We start from the raw sequence: 14,855 nt of genomic DNA, 5'->3' as shown, positions 1-14,855 counted from the left end.
CCGCCCGTCAGTCAGGGACAGCATCCCGCAGACGAGAAACAGCAAAAACCGCGGACCGCGGGGCATCCCCCGCGCCGCGGCTTCGGCTTTCTCAGGGCCGCCCTTGTCGGGGGCGGCGGCCGGGCTTCAGAAGCCCTCGCGCTCCAGGCGCTTGCGCTCCACCTTGCGGGCGCGGCGGACGGCCTCGGCGGCCTCGCGCGCACGGCGCTCGGAGGGCTTCTCGTAGTGGCGGCGAAGCTTCATCTCGCGGAAGACGCCTTCGCGCTGCAGCTTCTTCTTCAGGGCCTTGAGGGCCTGGTCGATATTGTTGTCCCGAACGACGACTTGCACGCGGCGCAACCTCCTGCGCGATTGAGTGGAAGAAAGCACGAAAGGCAGCGCGGCCGGTCGCCCGGCCCGCTTCGGCGCAGCCTTTAGCATGGATTCGCGGCGCGTCGGAAGCCCTCCCATGCGCGCGACGGACCCTATATGGGATGACGCTCTCCTTTTCCCCGCGCCCGGACCGCCATGGCCATCCTGAAGATCGCCCGCATGGGCCACCCCGTCCTGCTGCTGCGCGCCGAGGAGGTGGAGGACCCGACCGCCCCCGAGATCCGCCGGCTCGTCGCCGACATGGCCGAGACAATGGAGGACGCCGGCGGCATTGGCCTCGCCGCGCCGCAGGTGCATGTGCCGCTGCGCCTGTTCGTCTGGCGCACCGCCGCGGGCGGCGTGTCGGCGCTGGTCAACCCGGTGCTGGAGCCGGTGGGGGAGGAGGTCGAGACCGGCTGGGAAGGGTGCCTGTCCATCCCCGGCCTGCGCGGCGCCGTGCCGCGCTGGTCGCGGCTGCGCTTCCGTGGCCTCGACATCGCGGGCAGGCCGGTGGAGGGGGAGGCCGCCGGCATCGTCGCCCGCGTCATGCAGCACGAGACGGACCACCTGGACGGCGTGCTCTATCCGATGCGGATGGAGGACCTGTCGCAGTTCGGCTTCACCGAGGAACTCGCCCGCGCCGCCCAGCAGGCCGTGGCCGCGAAGGAGGACGACGCATGACCACCATGACCGAGGCCGACCGCGCCGAGCGCGACGCCGCCATCCGCGCCATCCTGCCGCTGGTCCCCGCCATGGGCTGGACGCGCCGCGCCATCGCGGCCGGGCTCGAGGACGCCGGCCTGCCGCCGGAGGACACCGCCTTCCTGTTCCCGCGCGGCGCGGTCTCGGCCGTCGAGGCGTGGCTCGACCTCGCGGACCGGGACATGGCAGAGGCCGCGGGCGAGTTGTCGGACCTGCGCACGCCCGACCGCATCCGCCTGCTGATCGCGACGCGGCTTCGCCAGGCGGCGCCGCACCGCGATGCCGTGCGCCAGGCCCTGGCGCTGCTGGCGCTGCCCTGGAACGCCGGGATCGGCCTGCGCAGCGCCGCCCGCACCACGAGCGCCATGTGGTACGCCGCCGGCGACCGGTCGGCCGACTTCTCCTGGTACACGCGCCGCGCCAGCCTCGGCGCCGTCTACGCGGCCACGCTGGCCTTCTGGCTGCGCGACGAATCGGACGATATCGGTCCGACACTCGACTTCCTCGACCGCCGCCTGGCAGATCTCGCGCGCCTCGGGCGCTGCCGGCGGAAGGCGCCGGCGGCCCGCGCGGCCTGACGTTACGGCGGCGTCTTCACGCTGCCGTGCAAGCCTTTGGTTCAGCTTGCTGTTGAAACAAAAAAGCGTTTCCTTGACGGCGCCGGCCGGGCTATGAGCCGCAGATCGGGTCGAATCGGTCATTCGCGGCGAGTCGCGGGCGGCATCGACCCATCCAGCCAGAAGGGAGCGCAAGGCGCCCGATGACCAAGTCCCGCACCTTCCTTGCCGCGCTCTGCGGTATCTTCCTGGCCGGTCCCGCCCTGGCCAATGCATGTCTGCGCCCCGAGGAACGCTCGGCGCTCGATATCCGCGCATTGCGCACCTACCTCATGGTGACCGCGCTGAACTGCCAGAAGGGCGAGAGCTACAACCAGTTCATCCGCCGCTTCACGGGCGAGCTCGGCGCCGCCGAGCGCGCCGCCGTCGCGCATTTCACCCGCAGCTTCGGCGGCCGCGGCCGCACGCAGCTCGACGGCTACAACACGGAAATGGCGAACGAGCATTCCGAGGACGCGATCCGCAGCGGCACCTTCTTCTGCCGCGACGCGGACCCGCTGTTCCGCCAGGCGCTGGCGACCCCGGGCGCCGATCTCGCGAAGTTCGCCGCCGAGCGGAACATCCCGCAGACCTACACCGCGGCCGAGTGCACCGCGGCCGCCGCGGCCCCGGCCCGGCGCACCGCGCGGCGCTGAACCCCCCGCATCGGAACGGAAAAGGGCGGCCTCGCGCCGCCCTTTTTCATGCCCGGCGGGCCGTGCCGCCGACGGGAGCGGACCCTACCGGATCACGATCTCGACGCGGCGGTTCTGCGGCTCGTGGACATTGTCGGCGGTCGCCACCAGCGGCTGAGTCTCGCCGAAGGCGGTGACGGCGATCTCCTCCCTCGGGACGCCGAGGCGCACGAGTTCCGCCGCGACCGTGTCCGCCCGGCGGCGCGAGAGCACCTGGTTGAATTGCGGGTTGCCCGAGGTGTCGGCATGGCCGGCCACCTCGATCCGCGTGCTGCGCTGGGCGCGCGCCTGCTGCGCGGCCTCCCCGATGATCTGGCGGGCGCGCTCGGTCAGGTCGGCGCGGTTCCAGTCGAAGAACACGAGGAAGGTGCGGTTGGGTGCGGGTGCCGCGGCGGCCGGCGCGGCGGCGGCGGGGGGCTGGCCGAAGGCGTAGCGCAGGCCGAGCAGCAGCGAGTGGTTGAAGACATCGGGCTCGACCACGCCGCGGGCGACGGGCGCGCCCGTCGTCGGGTTGTCGAAGCGCGCCTGCAATTGCGGCTGCAGCGTGCCGAGGAAGCGGTACTCCGCCGTGACCGCGAGCCCCGGCGCGAAGCCCAGCGGGAAGGCGAGGCCCGCGATGCCCTGGTAGGCGAAGCGCCCGTCGCTGTCGTTCACGCGGAAGCCGAGCGCGCCGTCCTGCCCGACGCCGCGCACGCCGCTCCAGTCCGTCACGACATAGCCGGCGCCGATGCCGACATAGGGGATGACGGGCCCGAAGATGCCGAGGTCGAGCAGCACGTTGCCCATCACGCCCCAGCTGTCCTGCCGGCCCGCGGCGACGCCCGACGCGGCCCAGCCGGCGACTCCCGAGACGCTGTCCACGCCGTTCGACCGGAAATTCCCCTCGATCTCGGCGCGCAGGCCGTTGCCGAACCCCCAGCCCAGGCTCAGCACGCCGCCGAAGCCGGGGTCGAAGCCGACGGAGCCCGACGCGCCGTAGCCCGCGCGCCCGAGCCCGAAAATGGCCGCGCTGTCGAGGTTGAGGTCGGTGTCCGGCACGAGGTTCACGCCCGCGCCGCCCGCGATGTAGGGGCCCGAGACGAACTGCGCCGCGGCCGGCGGCGTGGCCGCGAGCAGGCCGAGCAGCGCGGTGGCGGCAATCCCGTGGCCGGCGGGGCGGGCAGCGGGACGGCGGGCGGCGGGGAGGCGGGGGGCGGCCATTCTGGTCACGATCGGAAAACTATACGCGAAGCGTCACCAAAAAGTGCAGGCTTCTCCCGCACGTCGCGATTGTCCGGCGCCTGCGCGCGTCAGAGAAGGCCCGCCAGCACGTCCGACTCGGGCGCGGCCGCCAGCGTGCCCGGGGCCAGCAGCCGCGTCGCATGGCCCATCTTGCGGCCCGCGCGCGCCTGCGCCTTGCCATAGAGGTGCGGCACGACGCCCGGCGCCGCGAGCAGCCGCGGCCAGGCCGCCATGCCCTCGGGGCCGATCAGGTTCTTCATCACCGCGTCGTGGTGCCGTGTAGCGGGCGCCAGCGGCAGGCCGGCGACGGCGCGGATGTGCTGCTCGAACTGCGATGCGGCGCAGGCATCCATGGTCCAGTGGCCGGAATTGTGCGGCCGCGGCGCGATCTCGTTGCCGAGCAGCGTGCCGTCGGGCAGCAGGAACATCTCGAGCGCCACGACGCCGACGAGGTCGAGCCCCTCGGCCACCGCCGCGACGTGGGCGCGCGCCGCCGCCGCCACCGCCGCCGGCACGCGCGCCGGCGCGAAGGACAGGTCGAGGATGTGATGCGCGTGGCGATTCTCGGCCGGGTCGAACACGGCGACCGTGCCATCGGCGCCGCGCGCGGCGATCGCCGAGATCTCGGCGGCGAAGGGCACGAAAGCCTCCAGCACCAGGGGCTTCGGCGCAAGCCGTGCGAAGGCTGGCGCCAGGTCCTCCGGCGTGCGGAGCACCGCCTGGCCGCGCCCGTCATAGCCGAGGCGCGTCGTCTTCAGCACCGCCGGCAGGCCGAGGGCGGCGACCGCGGCGGCGAGGTCGGCCTCGGTCTCCACCGCCCGCCAGGGCGCCACGGGCACACTGATGCGGCCCAGGAAGGCCTTCTCCGCGACGCGGTCCTGGCAGGTGGCGAGCGCGGCGAGCCCCGGGCGGCACGCGACCAGGCCCGACAGCGCCTCAAGCGCCGCGGCGGGGACGTTCTCGAACTCGAAGGTGACGACGGCGACCGATGCCGCGAAGCGGGCCAGGGCGTCCCGGTCCTCATAGGCGGCGACGGTGCGGTGCGCCGCGACCTGCATGCCCGGGCTGTCGTCGTCCGGCGCATAGACGTGGCAGGCATAGCCGAGCCGCGCCGCGGCCAGCGCCGACATGCGGCCGAGTTGCCCACCGCCCAGGATGCCGATGACCGCGCCTGGCGGCAGGGGCGCGCCGGTCATGCCGGGTCCTCGGGCACGCCCTCGGTCTGCGCCGCGCGCCAGGCGTCGAGGCGGGCGGCCAGCGCGGCGTCGGCGGTCGCCAGGATAGCCGCTGCGAGCAGCCCCGCATTGACCGCGCCCGCGCGGCCGATCGCCAGCGTGCCGACCGGGATGCCGGCCGGCATCTGGACGATGGACAGCAGGCTGTCCATGCCCTTGAGCGCGTGGCTCTCGACCGGCACGCCCAGCACCGGCAGCGCGGTCATCGACGCCGCCATGCCCGGCAGGTGCGCGGCCCCCCCGGCGCCCGCGATCACGACCTTGAGCCCGCGCCCCGCTGCGCCCTTGGCATAGGCCGCGAGCCGGTCCGGCGTGCGGTGGGCGGAGACGACGCGCGTTTCATGCGGCACGCCGAGTTTTTCCAGCGTCTCGGCGGCGTGGCGCATCGTCTCCCAGTCGGAGCGGCTGCCCATGATGATGCCGACCAGGGGCGCAGCGCCCGGAACCTCTGTCATCGGAACCTGCCTGAAAAGATCACATCATTCCTGCGGCCCGAGGCGACGCCTCGGGCCGGGAGCGCCAAGCGCGACCGCGCCCGGACCATCCGCCGGTCACCGCGCGACACGGCGCGGCGCGAAGCCAAGGCCGGCGGATGCCGGCCGCCCGACGAATGAGGGTCACGCAATGATATCCGGAACCAGCCGGCCCTCGATCCAGGCGATCTCGTCCTTCAGCATCAGCTTCCGCTTCTTGAGGCGCTGCAGCTGCAGCTGGTCGACGGCGGACCCGTCGAGCCGCGCGATGACGGTGTCGAGGTCGCGGTGCTCGCTGCGCAACTCGTGCAGGCGGCGGAGCATGGCGTCACGGTCGGCGATCATGGCCGGCAGCCCCGGGGCGTATGGGATGGACGAAGTTCAGGATGCATTCGCACGGCAAAGCCCATTATCATGCCCGGGCCGGGGCGCGACAGGCCCTTCCCGGCAGTCGCGCCCCCGGTTCCGACGGGTCCGTTCCCCGGACCCGCCCACGCGTCCCCGGCATCCTGCCGGGGCGTGCCACTGGATGAGGATGCGCCACGCATGCCGCTTGATGCCCGGATTGCCTCCCTCGAGGAACGCCATGCCGCCCTCGAGCGCCGGATCATGGACGAGGATCGCCGTCCTGCCCCGGATGCAATGGAACTCTCCCGGTTGAAGATCGAGAAGCTGCGGCTCAAGGAGGAGATGGAGCGGCTCCGGCACCACCGCGTGCACTGACGGACCGCATGCACTGAAGGGGCCTGCCCGGCGCGGCCTTGCCGCGCCGGGGGCTATCAGGCCGCGTCGTCGGCGGCCGCGGGCGGCTCGGCCGGCGCGGCACCATGCGCCCCCAGCGCGGCGTTCAGGTCGCCCTGGGTGCAGAGGCCGAGGATCACCGGGTCGCGCGCCTTGATGTTGGCGCTGTTCCAGTGGGTCTTGTCGCGTACCTTGGCGATGGTGTCCTTCGTCGTGCCCAGCAGCTTGGCCACCGCCGCATCGGGCAGCGCCGGGAAGTTGCGCAGCAGGAAAGCGATGGCGTCCGGCCGGTCGTTGCGCTTGGACACGGGCGTGTAGCGGCCGCCCTTGCTGCGCTGCTTCGGCAGCACGAGCGTGCTTTCCTGCAGTTGCAGCCGCGCCGCGGTGTCGGCCTCGCAGCGCGCGATTTCCTCCCGCGTCAGCTGGCCAGACGCGATGGGGTCGAAGCCCACGATGCCCTGCGCCACTTCCCCGTCCGCGATCGCCTGGATCTCGAGCGGGTGCATGTTCACGAATTCGGCGATCTGATCGAAGGAGAGCGACGTCTTGTCGATCAGCCACACGGCGGTGGCCTTCGGCATGAGCGGCTGGGGCATGGGCGGACCTCGGGTGGCCGGGGGAGGGGCAGGAGCGAACCCCCGCGACAATGAGCGGCTTCGTATAATGATGCGGGACAGCAGGGTCAAAGCCCTGATCGGAAAGGATGCAAGATGACCGAGCCCGATGCCGACAACCTGCCGCGCCGGCGCCAGGTCCTGGAGAAGCCGCGCTTCGACGGGTGGGACGTGGCCCAGTTGGAGGACTATATCGCGGAACTGCGCGCCGAGATCGCCCGCGCCGAGGCCGGGATCGCCGCCCGCCAGGGCCACCGCGCGGCGGCGGAGGCTTTTTTCCGCAAGCCCTGAAGGGGGTTGTGCCGCCGCCTTCGCGGCGCGATCTGCGAGGGACCATGCCGGACACCCCGATCCCCCCGCCCGACGCCGGAACCCGCCCGGCCTTCGACAATTCCTACGCCCGCCTGCCCGAACGCCTGTTCGCCCGCCTGGCGCCGACGCCGGTCCGCGCGCCGCGGCTGCTGCGGCTGAACCGGGCGCTGGCGGTTGAACTCGGCCTCGACCCCACCTGGCTCTGCTCGCCCGCCGGCCTTGCCATGCTGGCCGGCAACGCCATGCCCGAGGGCGCCGAGCCGATCGCCCAGGCCTATGCCGGGCATCAGTTCGGGCATTTCACGCCGAGCCTCGGCGACGGCCGGGCCATCCTGCTGGGCGAGGTGGTCACGCCGGCCGGCGCGCGGCGCGACATCCAGCTGAAGGGGTCGGGGCCGACGCCCTTCTCCCGCCGCGGGGACGGGCGGGCGGCGGTGGGCCCGGTGCTGCGGGAATACCTGGTCAGCGAGGCGATGGCCGCCTTCGGCATCCCGACGACACGGGCGCTGGCCGCCGTCGCGACGGGCGAGCACGTGCTGCGGGAGGACGCGCTGCCCGGTGCCGTGCTGGCGCGCGTGGCCGCGAGCCACCTCCGCGTCGGCACCTTCCAGTACTTCGCCGCGCGGCGCGACTCGGATGCGCTGCGCGTGCTGGCCGACCACGCCATCGCGCGCCACGACCCGGCCGCCGCCACGGCCGCGAACCCGGCGCTCGTGCTGTTCGAGGGCGTGGTGGCGCGCCAGGCGGCGCTCGTCGCGCGCTGGATGCTCGTGGGCTTCATCCATGGCGTGATGAACACCGACAATTGCGCCATCAGCGGCGAGACGATCGACTACGGCCCCTGCGCCTTCCTCGATGCCTATCATCCGGAGACGGTGTTCTCCTCGATCGACCATGGCGGGCGCTATGCCTTCGCGAACCAGCCGGCGATCGCACACTGGAACCTGGCGCGGCTGGCCGAGGCGCTGCTGCCCCTGCTGGCGGCGGAGGAGGAGGCCGCGCTCGACCTCGCGCGCGCGGCGCTGGCCAGCTTTGCGCCGGCCTTCGGCGCCGCCTGGCGGGCGGGGCTGCTCGGCAAGATCGGCATCGGGACCGCGCAGGAAGGCGACGAGTCGCTGGTGCAGGACCTGTTCGCCCGCATGGCGGACCAGGGGGCGGACTTCACCCTGACCTTCCGGCGCCTGGCGGACGCCGCCGAGGGCCGGCCCGAAGGCGTGCGCGCCCTGTTCGCGGACCCCGCCGCCTTCGACGGCTGGGCCGAGGGCTGGCAGGCGCGGCTCGCGCGCGAGCCCGGGACGGCTGCGGCGGCGATGCGGGCCGTGAACCCGGCCGTGATCCCGCGCAACCACCTGGTCGAGGAGGCGCTGGCGGCCGCAACGGAACGCGACGACCTGGCACCCTTCGAGGCGCTGCTGGCCGAGATCGGCCGGCCCTTCGACGAACGCCCGGCGGGCGACCGCTTCACCCTGCCGCCGCGGGAGGAGGAGAGGGTGCGGGCGACCTTCTGCGGGACGTGAAGGCGGGGGGAGAAGGGAACTTCTCCCCCCGGACCCCCCTCAACCTTCTTTGTTCCCTGGCGCTGGACCGTCCAGGACCGGCGCCAAGTACCAAAGAAGGGAGGGGGTTCGGGGGAGGTTCTCCTCCCCCGACCTTCGGGCGGTCAGGCCGCCTGCGGCTGCCCGGCCTCGAGCACCGGCCGGCCCGGCTGCACCGGGATGCGCCGCGGCTTCAGCGCCTCGGGCACCATGCGCCTGAGCGCCACGTGCAGCAGCCCGTTCGCGAGGTCCGCGCCCTCGACCACGATGTGGTCGGCCAGGACGAAGCGGCGCTCGAAGGCGCGCCCGGCGATGCCACGGTGCAGGAAGCGCCGGCCATCCTCGGGCTGCGGCTGCGGCCGCCCGGCGACGGTCAGCGTGTTCTCCTGCGCGGTGATCTCGATGTCCGCCTCGGAGAAACCGGCCACGGCCATGGTCAGCACGTAGCTGTCATCGCCGGTCTTCTCGATGTTGTAGGGCGGGTAGCCGTTCGCCTCGGGGACCGTGCGGGCGCTGTCCATCAGGCGCGCCAGTCGGTCGAAGCCGATGGCGGTGCGGAACAGGGGGGAGAAGTCGATCGCGTTCATGGAACCTCCTGCGGTAGCAAGGTTCGACGTTGCGGATCCGGTCTCGCGGGCCCCCGGTCGGGCGACCCTGCCGGTCCACGCCGACGGCCCCTGGAGGGCACCGCCAGCATGCTTGAGGTATTTCGTCGCCGGGCGCCGTTCAAGGGGTGCGGGCGGGGCGTGAAGAATCGGCGCGAAACAAAAAACGGCCCGAGGCAAGGCCTCGGGCCGGGAGCGCAAGGCGCGACCGCGCCCAGACCATCAGCGGTTTCCAGCGCACCGGCGCATGGCGCGCAAGCCAAACGGCCTGAGCCCGCGCCCGGCGCCTGAGGGCGAAGATCAGCCCTTCTTGCGGGCGCCGATGCCGGCGAACTTCTTGTTGAACTTCGCGATCTGTCCGCCCGTGTCCATCACGCGCTGCACGCCGGTCCAGGCCGGGTGCGACTTCGGATCGACGTCGAGGCGGATGCTGTCGCCCGGCTTGCCGTAGCAGGACCGCGTCGTGAACTCGGTCCCGTCGGTCATGATGACCTTGATCTCGTGGTAGTCGGGATGGATGTCGGACTTCATGGGGCGCTCGCAACAGCAATGGCGCGCCCTTTTGGGCCGGGCGCGGGAGCGGCCGATCTAGTGGAAACACCGGTCACGCGCAAGGGCCCGCGCCCCCGGCCCATGGCGCGGGCGATCCGCGGCTACTGCCGGAGATAGCTGCGCGCGGCCGCGATCTCCGTGCGCGTCGGGTCGCCATTCCCGGCGACGTCGAGCAGCGAGGCATAGAGGCGCCGTGCCTCGTCGCGGTCGCCCGCGGCATCGGCCGCGCGCGCCGCGCCGGCAATGGCGCGCAGCCGGCGCGGCTCGGTGCGTTGCACCGCGTCGAACTCGGCCAGGGCCGCGGCGGGCTGGCCGGCTTCGAGCAGCGCCTCGGCGTAGAGCTCGCGCGCCGGGGCGAGCGGGCCGGGGGTGATGACGTGCTTGTCGGTGCGCGCCTCGCGCTCGGCGGTGGCGCGCAGCAGGGCAAGGCCTTCCTCGCGCCGGCCGGCCGCGAAGGCCTGCCAGCCCGTCGCCGCGTCGCGCTGGATCGCCACCTGGCCGGACCAGTAGGCGTCGCGCGGCGCGAGGGCCTCGGCGATGCGCGCCAGCGCCGCGATGTCGGGCGTCGCCTCGGCCGGGCGGCCGCCGCGCGCGAAGCCGAGCGCGCGGGCGAAGTGGGTCTGCGCCTCCGTATAGGCGAGGTTCGGCGCCGCAGCCGGGCGCAGCGGGAGGGACGCCGCCTCCGACCAGGCGCCGCGCTCGAGCGCGTAGCGCGCCGGGATCGCCGCCATGGCGAAGCCGTAGGCCGCGCGGGTCGGGCCCGTCGTGCTCAAGGCCTGGGCGCGGCGCAGGATCTCGGCCGCCTCGGCGTCGCGCCCGGTCTGGAGGTAGGCATAGGCCATGTAGTCGAGCGCATGCAGCGTGTCGTCGGCCTCGCCCGCGCGCTCGGCGAGGTTCGCCGCGCGGGTGTTGCTCTCGATCGAATCCTCCCACCGGCCGATGCGCGTGTAGATGTGGGAGGGCATGTGCAGCGCGTGCGGCGCGTCGGCGGCGAGGCGCCCGTAGCGTTCGGCGAAGCGCACGCCGCGGCCCGCGAGCGCGGGGTAGTCGTAGAGGTGGATCAGGTAGTGGACGATGCCGGGATGTTCGGGCTGGCGCACCAGCTCGCGTTCCAGCATCTCGGCGCCGCGCAGCTGGTCGGCGTAGGTGCGGTCCGCCGGCGAGGAGGCGACGCCGAGCAGCAGCGCGTACTGGATCGTCGCCTCGGCATCGTCGGGGAAGCGTTCGCGCAGCGCGCCCATGGCGTCGCGATAGGCGATCAGGCGGGCGCGATGGCCGGCCGCGTCGTCGCCGGCGAAGACCAGGGCGAGGGCCTCGACATAGGCGGCCTCGCGCGGGGTGCGCGCGCCCAGGCGCCGGGCCTCGGCGAGCAGCGCGCGGCCCTGGCGCAGGTTCGCCGCGAAGGGCGGCGCGTAGGGGTTGGTCAGCAGCGCCAGCGCCTCGCCCCAATAGGACATGGTGCAGCCAGGATCGAGGCGGCGGACCTCCTGGAAGGAGGCGGCGGCCACCTGGTACCAGAAGGAGTGCTGCAGCAGCATGCCGTGGTTGAACTCGGCCTGCGCCTGCGCGGAGCACTGCACCGGGAAGTTGACGGTGCCGAGCACGCGGTGGGTCATGCTGGGGGCGGGCTGCGGCGCCTGGGCGCGCGCCGGGTCCGGCGGCAGGACGGACAATCCCGTGGTGATCGCGAGCCCGGCCAGGAACGGACGGAACATGGTGGAACCTCCGGTTGCGGGAACCTTCGGCTGCGGTCACCGACCGGGGCCGACTTGCGGCTTCGTGATCGGCGGCGACGCTAGGCGCCGGGACTCCGGCGCGTCAAAGCAATTGAACAGGCCGCTGCATGGAACGACGGCATCGACGGTGCCGGTCAGGCCGGCGCCGCCCGGGCCCCCTGGCGCATCCGGCCCTTGGGACGGGCCGCCCCGCACGTTCAGCCCGCCGTGATCTCGCCCCGCTCGATCACGTAGGTCCGCTCGACCAGCGGGCGCAGCAGCTCGGGGTTGCTCTCGGTGATCAGGATCGCGACGTCGGGCAGAGCGGCGCGCAGGCGCTTCAGCGCATCGGCGTAGCGCATGGCGAGCGCCGGTGCCAGGCCCTGGAAGGGCTCGTCCAGCAGCACCGCGCGGGTGCCCACCATCAGCGCCCGGCCGAGCGCGGCCATCTTGCCCTGTCCGCCCGACAGCCCCGCGGCCTTGCGCGGCGCCAGGTCCGTCAGCTCCGGCAGCAGGGAATAGACGCGCTCCAGCCGCGTGCGGGTCTCGGCGGCCGGCAGGCCGAGCACCTGCGCGGGCAGCAGCATGTTCTCCTCGACCGTGAAGGCGCCGAACAGGCGCCGGTCCTCGGGCGCATAGCCGATGCCGTGGCGCGGCCGGTGGTGCGGCGGCAGGCGCGTCTCGTCCTCCCCGTCGATGACGACGCGGCCTGCGGACGCCTGCACCAGGCCCATCAGCGTGCGCAGCGTGGTGGTCTTGCCCGCGCCGTTCCGGCCGATCAGCGCCACGCGGCCGCCGGCCGGCACCTTCAGCGAGACCTCGCGCAGCACCGGCACGCCGGCGATCGAGACCGAGACGCCCGCGAGCTCAAGCATGCGCGTCCCCCGGGGTCGCGTGGCGCTCGATGCCGATGACCTCGTGCTGCACGGTGGGGTCGGCCAGGACCTCCTGCGGCGGGCCGAGCGCCGCGATCCGCCCCTGGCTCCAGACGGCGACGCGGTCGGCGAAGCGCTCGACCACGTCCATGTCGTGCTCGACGAAGACGGCCGTCACCTTCGCCTCCCGCAGCACGCGGGCGAGCGTCTCGACCACGTGCATCTTCTCCGACGCCGCGACGCCCGAGGTGGGCTCGTCCATCAGCAGCAGGCGCGGCTTCAGCGCGACCGCCATGGCGATGTCGGCGAGCTTGCGCGCCCCTTCGTTCAGCGCATCGGCGCGGGCATCGGCCAGCGCGGCCAGGCCGAAGCGGTCGAGCAGGTCGCGCGCCTCCGCCCGGTAGCCGGGCCGCAGCAGGGGCGCCAGCGGCGACCAGATGCCGTGCCGCGCGGCGAGCGCGATGGCGAGGTTCTGCTCGACCGTGTGCTCGAGGAACAGCTGCGGCAGCTGGAAGGACCGCGCGATGCCGAGCTTCACGATGGCGCGGGGCGACATCCCGGTGATGCGCCGCCCCTCGTAGCGGATCTCGCCGTCCTGCGGCTTCAGGTAGCCGGTCGTCATGTTGATGAAGGTGGTCTTGCCCGCGCCGTTCGGGCCGATGATGGCGAGGAACTCGCCCCGCATGACGTCGAGGTCGATGCCGTCCGCCGCGCGCACGCCGCCGAAGGCGAGGCGCAGCCCGCGGGCGCTGAGCAGCGCGTCGGTCATCGCCCGCGCCCCCCGGCGCGCGCCGCGAGGCCCCAGAGCCCGCCCGGCGCGAACAGGATGACCAGCAGGAGCGACGCGCCCAGGATCATCTGCCAGGCATCGGCGAAGGAGGCCGCCGCGTAGACGCGGATCAGCTCATAGGCCGCGGCGCCGAGGAAGGGCCCGAGCACGCCGCCCGCGCCGCCCAGGATGGCGATGAAGACGAGTTCCCCCGACGCGGTCCAGTAGGACAGCAGCGGCGTCACGTGGCGCGACGTCATGGCGATCAGCGCGCCGCCGACCCCGCCCACCACGGCCGAGATGACATAGGCGGAAAGCAGCACGCCGCGCGCCGGCACGCCCATGAATTCGAGCCGGGTCTCGCGCGTCTTGATGCCCTTGAGCGCTTCGCCCATCGGGGAGGCGAGGTAGAGCCGGAGCAGCACGCCCACCACGACCGCGAGGCCGAGCGCGATGCCGAAGATGGTCCATTCGTAGGCGACGCGCTCCAGCGCCTGGCCGGCGATCGGCATCACCTCGACCCGGATGCCGTCACTGCCCTTGGTGAAGTGATAGAGCTTCTCGAGCAGCGAATAGAACACCATGCACATCGCCAGGTTCAGCATGCCGAAGAAGATCTGCCGGTAGCGCGTGACGAACAGCCCGACCAGCAGGCCGAGCAGGCCGGTCAGCCCGGCGGCCGCGCCCAGCAGCAGCACCGCGTCGTTCAGCACCGGCGCCAGGAACGCCACGGTATAGGCGCCGAAGGCGATGTAGAGCGCATGGCCGAAGGAGACCTGCCCCGCGCGCAGCAGCAGCAGGATGCCGGTAACCGCGATGCCCTTGGCGAGCGCGATGGTCAGCACGAAGCGCAGCCACGGCGCCGCGATGGCGGCGGCCAGGATGGCGCCGGCGAACGCCAGCGCGAGAAGGATCTCGGTGCGCCTCATACCCGCCGCGTCTCGATCACGCCGAACAGCCCCTGTGGGCGGACCAGCAGCACCAGCACCATGATGATGTAGGGCACGACCACTTCCAGTTCCGGCTCGAAGTAGACGGCGATCGAGCGCCCGAGGCCCATCATGAGCGAGGTCAGCGCCGCGCCCTCGATCTGCCCGAGCCCGGCGGTCGCGACCACGGCGAAGGAGAGCACGATGGTCTGCGCGCCGATCCCCGGCACCAGCGCCGCGGTGGGGGAGGACAGCGCGCCGCCGAGCGCGGCCAGCGCCGCCCCGGCCGTGAAGGTCAGCAGGTAGACGCGCGTGGCGTCGATGCCCATCGCGGTCGCGGCTTCGCGGTCGGTCGTGACGGCGACGATGACGCGGCCCGTCAGCGTCCGGCGCAGGAACCAGGCGAGCCCCACCAGCGTGAAGATCGCAATGCCCGGCAGCACGAACAGCTGGTAGGCGGTGAAGGGGATGAAGTCGGCCCCGAAGGGCACGTCGAAATTGCCGAGCAGGCGCATCGCCGCATCGTGGTGGATGGGCTGCACGCCCCAGACGATCTTCTGTACGTCCTCGAGGATCATGAAGAGCGCGAAGGTCACGAGCAGCTGCACCACTTCCTCCTGCGCGTAGATGCGGCGCAGCAGCAGGCGTTCGATCAGCGGCCCCAGGACCGCGCCCACCAGCGCGGCCGAGAGCACGAGCAGCGGCAGCGACGCCCAGGCCGGCAGGCCGAGGCTGGCGGCGAAGATGCCGATGGAGGCGGCGCTGTAGGCGCCGATGGCATAGAGCGAGCCATGCGCGACGTTGACGATGCGCAGCACGCCGAACACCAGGTTGAGCCCGACCGCGACGAGGAAGATCAGCCCCGCCGAGGACAGCCCGTCGAGCAGCGCGAGGCCGAGCAGCAGCCCATTGTCCTGGAGCCATTCGGCCATCGC

General features: G+C 72.9%; 19 protein-coding genes. 6 read left to right on the top strand and 13 right to left on the bottom strand.

The annotated features are described in order from the left end of the window. Positions 1 to 126: 126 nt before the first annotated feature. Complete coding sequence (gene rpsU, locus E8M80_RS01425) at positions 127 to 330, bottom strand: 30S ribosomal protein S21 (protein ID WP_007006360.1); 204 nt, start codon at positions 328 to 330, stop codon at positions 127 to 129. A 177-nt stretch (positions 331 to 507) separates the two neighbouring features. On the opposite strand from rpsU, the gene def reads away from it, so the two are divergent. From def to E8M80_RS01410, 3 genes are all read left to right on the top strand, one after another. Continuing rightward, positions 508 to 1,032 carry a peptide deformylase gene (def, locus tag E8M80_RS01420; RefSeq protein WP_137123860.1) on the top strand — a complete coding sequence of 175 codons (525 nt, stop codon included), beginning with the start codon at positions 508 to 510 and terminating at the stop codon, positions 1,030 to 1,032. Beyond that, a complete protein-coding gene (locus E8M80_RS01415; protein ID WP_240789841.1) occupies positions 1,029 to 1,631 on the top strand; it encodes a COQ9 family protein in 603 nt (200 codons plus the stop codon). The genes def and E8M80_RS01415 overlap by 4 nt, the downstream gene beginning before the upstream one ends. A 182-nt stretch (positions 1,632 to 1,813) precedes the next feature. Then, positions 1,814 to 2,305 (top strand): hypothetical protein, encoded by a 492-nt coding sequence (locus E8M80_RS01410; RefSeq protein ID WP_137123859.1) that lies wholly within the window; start codon positions 1,814 to 1,816, stop codon positions 2,303 to 2,305. Positions 2,306 to 2,389: 84 nt separating this feature from the next. Here the strand turns inward: E8M80_RS01410 and E8M80_RS01405 are convergent, their stop codons facing one another. The 4 genes from E8M80_RS01405 to E8M80_RS01390 all read right to left on the bottom strand — a co-directional run bounded on the left by E8M80_RS01405 (position 2,390) and on the right by E8M80_RS01390 (position 5,618). Continuing rightward, complete coding sequence (locus tag E8M80_RS01405; RefSeq protein WP_137123858.1) at positions 2,390 to 3,544, bottom strand: OmpA family protein; 1,155 nt, start codon at positions 3,542 to 3,544, stop codon at positions 2,390 to 2,392. A gap of 89 nt (positions 3,545 to 3,633) precedes the next feature. Further along, complete coding sequence (locus E8M80_RS01400) at positions 3,634 to 4,761, bottom strand: 5-(carboxyamino)imidazole ribonucleotide synthase (protein WP_137123857.1); 1,128 nt, start codon at positions 4,759 to 4,761, stop codon at positions 3,634 to 3,636. After that, the gene (gene purE / locus E8M80_RS01395; protein WP_137123856.1) at positions 4,758 to 5,255 is read right to left on the bottom strand and encodes a 5-(carboxyamino)imidazole ribonucleotide mutase; all 498 of its coding nucleotides are present in this window, start codon (positions 5,253 to 5,255) and stop codon (positions 4,758 to 4,760) included. The genes E8M80_RS01400 and purE overlap by 4 nt, the downstream gene beginning before the upstream one ends. Positions 5,256 to 5,417: 162 nt before the next feature. Beyond that, a complete protein-coding gene (locus E8M80_RS01390; RefSeq protein WP_137123855.1) occupies positions 5,418 to 5,618 on the bottom strand; it encodes a YdcH family protein in 201 nt (66 codons plus the stop codon). Between the two features lie 201 nt (positions 5,619 to 5,819). Between E8M80_RS01390 and E8M80_RS01385 the strand changes: the two genes are divergently transcribed. Next, complete coding sequence (locus tag E8M80_RS01385) at positions 5,820 to 5,996, top strand: YdcH family protein (RefSeq protein WP_137123854.1); 177 nt, start codon at positions 5,820 to 5,822, stop codon at positions 5,994 to 5,996. A gap of 56 nt (positions 5,997 to 6,052) precedes the next feature. On the opposite strand, the gene E8M80_RS01380 is transcribed toward E8M80_RS01385, so the two are convergent. Then, a complete protein-coding gene (locus E8M80_RS01380; protein ID WP_137123853.1) occupies positions 6,053 to 6,610 on the bottom strand; it encodes a DUF1013 domain-containing protein in 558 nt (185 codons plus the stop codon). A gap of 114 nt (positions 6,611 to 6,724) precedes the next feature. On the opposite strand from E8M80_RS01380, the gene E8M80_RS01375 reads away from it, so the two are divergent. Together E8M80_RS01375 and E8M80_RS01370 are read left to right on the top strand one after the other, a co-directional pair. Beyond that, entirely contained in the window at positions 6,725 to 6,919 is a 195-nt protein-coding gene (locus E8M80_RS01375) for a DUF1192 domain-containing protein (RefSeq protein WP_137123852.1), read from the top strand. Between the two features lie 44 nt (positions 6,920 to 6,963). Next, positions 6,964 to 8,457 carry a YdiU family protein gene (locus E8M80_RS01370; protein WP_137123851.1) on the top strand — a complete coding sequence of 498 codons (1,494 nt, stop codon included), beginning with the start codon at positions 6,964 to 6,966 and terminating at the stop codon, positions 8,455 to 8,457. 143 nt (positions 8,458 to 8,600) lie between these two features. Here the strand turns inward: E8M80_RS01370 and E8M80_RS01365 are convergent, their stop codons facing one another. The 7 genes from E8M80_RS01365 to E8M80_RS01335 form a co-directional block, all read right to left on the bottom strand. Beyond that, positions 8,601 to 9,062 (bottom strand): Hsp20 family protein, encoded by a 462-nt coding sequence (locus E8M80_RS01365; protein WP_137123850.1) that lies wholly within the window; start codon positions 9,060 to 9,062, stop codon positions 8,601 to 8,603. 318 nt (positions 9,063 to 9,380) lie between these two features. Continuing rightward, positions 9,381 to 9,611, bottom strand: a complete 231-nt coding sequence (rpmE, locus tag E8M80_RS01360; RefSeq protein ID WP_137123849.1) for a 50S ribosomal protein L31 — start codon at positions 9,609 to 9,611, stop codon at positions 9,381 to 9,383. Positions 9,612 to 9,733: 122 nt separating this feature from the next. Further along, complete coding sequence (locus E8M80_RS01355) at positions 9,734 to 11,347, bottom strand: hypothetical protein (protein ID WP_137123848.1); 1,614 nt, start codon at positions 11,345 to 11,347, stop codon at positions 9,734 to 9,736. A 218-nt stretch (positions 11,348 to 11,565) separates the two neighbouring features. After that, positions 11,566 to 12,222: an ABC transporter ATP-binding protein gene (locus E8M80_RS01350; RefSeq protein ID WP_137123847.1), complete on the bottom strand. Its 657-nt coding sequence runs from the start codon at positions 12,220 to 12,222 to the stop codon at positions 11,566 to 11,568. After that, positions 12,215 to 12,991 carry an ABC transporter ATP-binding protein gene (locus E8M80_RS01345; RefSeq protein ID WP_137123846.1) on the bottom strand — a complete coding sequence of 259 codons (777 nt, stop codon included), beginning with the start codon at positions 12,989 to 12,991 and terminating at the stop codon, positions 12,215 to 12,217. The genes E8M80_RS01350 and E8M80_RS01345 overlap by 8 nt, the downstream gene beginning before the upstream one ends. Continuing rightward, positions 12,988 to 13,920, bottom strand: a complete 933-nt coding sequence (locus tag E8M80_RS01340) for a branched-chain amino acid ABC transporter permease (protein WP_137123845.1) — start codon at positions 13,918 to 13,920, stop codon at positions 12,988 to 12,990. The genes E8M80_RS01345 and E8M80_RS01340 overlap by 4 nt, the downstream gene beginning before the upstream one ends. Then, on the bottom strand, positions 13,917 to 14,852 hold the full coding sequence (locus E8M80_RS01335; protein WP_137123844.1) for a branched-chain amino acid ABC transporter permease: 936 nt from the start codon (positions 14,850 to 14,852) through the stop codon (positions 13,917 to 13,919). The genes E8M80_RS01340 and E8M80_RS01335 overlap by 4 nt, the downstream gene beginning before the upstream one ends. Between the last annotated feature and the right edge of the window lie 3 nt (positions 14,853 to 14,855).

This window comes from Roseomonas sp. HF4 (assembly GCF_005222755.1).
GTDB lineage: Bacteria > Pseudomonadota > Alphaproteobacteria > Acetobacterales > Acetobacteraceae > Neoroseomonas.
Note: the sequence above shows the minus strand (reverse complement) of the source record. Positions and strands in the feature narration are given on the sequence as shown.

Coding starts and splice junctions, on each gene's coding strand:
- E8M80_RS01380 (WP_137123853.1), bottom strand. CDS start 6,610: ATGCCCCAGCCGCTCATGCCGAAGGCCACCGCCGTGTGGCTGATCGAC.
- E8M80_RS01400 (WP_137123857.1), bottom strand. CDS start 4,761: ATGACCGGCGCGCCCCTGCCGCCAGGCGCGGTCATCGGCATCCTGGGC.
- purE (WP_137123856.1), bottom strand. CDS start 5,255: ATGACAGAGGTTCCGGGCGCTGCGCCCCTGGTCGGCATCATCATGGGC.
- E8M80_RS01365 (WP_137123850.1), bottom strand. CDS start 9,062: ATGAACGCGATCGACTTCTCCCCCCTGTTCCGCACCGCCATCGGCTTC.
- E8M80_RS01390 (WP_137123855.1), bottom strand. CDS start 5,618: ATGATCGCCGACCGTGACGCCATGCTCCGCCGCCTGCACGAGTTGCGC.
- E8M80_RS01335 (WP_137123844.1), bottom strand. CDS start 14,852: ATGGCCGAATGGCTCCAGGACAATGGGCTGCTGCTCGGCCTCGCGCTG.
- E8M80_RS01405 (WP_137123858.1), bottom strand. CDS start 3,544: ATGGCCGCCCCCCGCCTCCCCGCCGCCCGCCGTCCCGCTGCCCGCCCC.
- E8M80_RS01355 (WP_137123848.1), bottom strand. CDS start 11,347: ATGTTCCGTCCGTTCCTGGCCGGGCTCGCGATCACCACGGGATTGTCC.
- def (WP_137123860.1), top strand. CDS start 508: ATGGCCATCCTGAAGATCGCCCGCATGGGCCACCCCGTCCTGCTGCTG.
- E8M80_RS01375 (WP_137123852.1), top strand. CDS start 6,725: ATGACCGAGCCCGATGCCGACAACCTGCCGCGCCGGCGCCAGGTCCTG.
- E8M80_RS01340 (WP_137123845.1), bottom strand. CDS start 13,920: ATGAGGCGCACCGAGATCCTTCTCGCGCTGGCGTTCGCCGGCGCCATC.
- E8M80_RS01345 (WP_137123846.1), bottom strand. CDS start 12,991: ATGACCGACGCGCTGCTCAGCGCCCGCGGGCTGCGCCTCGCCTTCGGC.
- E8M80_RS01385 (WP_137123854.1), top strand. CDS start 5,820: ATGCCGCTTGATGCCCGGATTGCCTCCCTCGAGGAACGCCATGCCGCC.
- E8M80_RS01350 (WP_137123847.1), bottom strand. CDS start 12,222: ATGCTTGAGCTCGCGGGCGTCTCGGTCTCGATCGCCGGCGTGCCGGTG.
- E8M80_RS01410 (WP_137123859.1), top strand. CDS start 1,814: ATGACCAAGTCCCGCACCTTCCTTGCCGCGCTCTGCGGTATCTTCCTG.
- E8M80_RS01370 (WP_137123851.1), top strand. CDS start 6,964: ATGCCGGACACCCCGATCCCCCCGCCCGACGCCGGAACCCGCCCGGCC.
- E8M80_RS01415 (WP_240789841.1), top strand. CDS start 1,029: ATGACCACCATGACCGAGGCCGACCGCGCCGAGCGCGACGCCGCCATC.
- rpmE (WP_137123849.1), bottom strand. CDS start 9,611: ATGAAGTCCGACATCCATCCCGACTACCACGAGATCAAGGTCATCATG.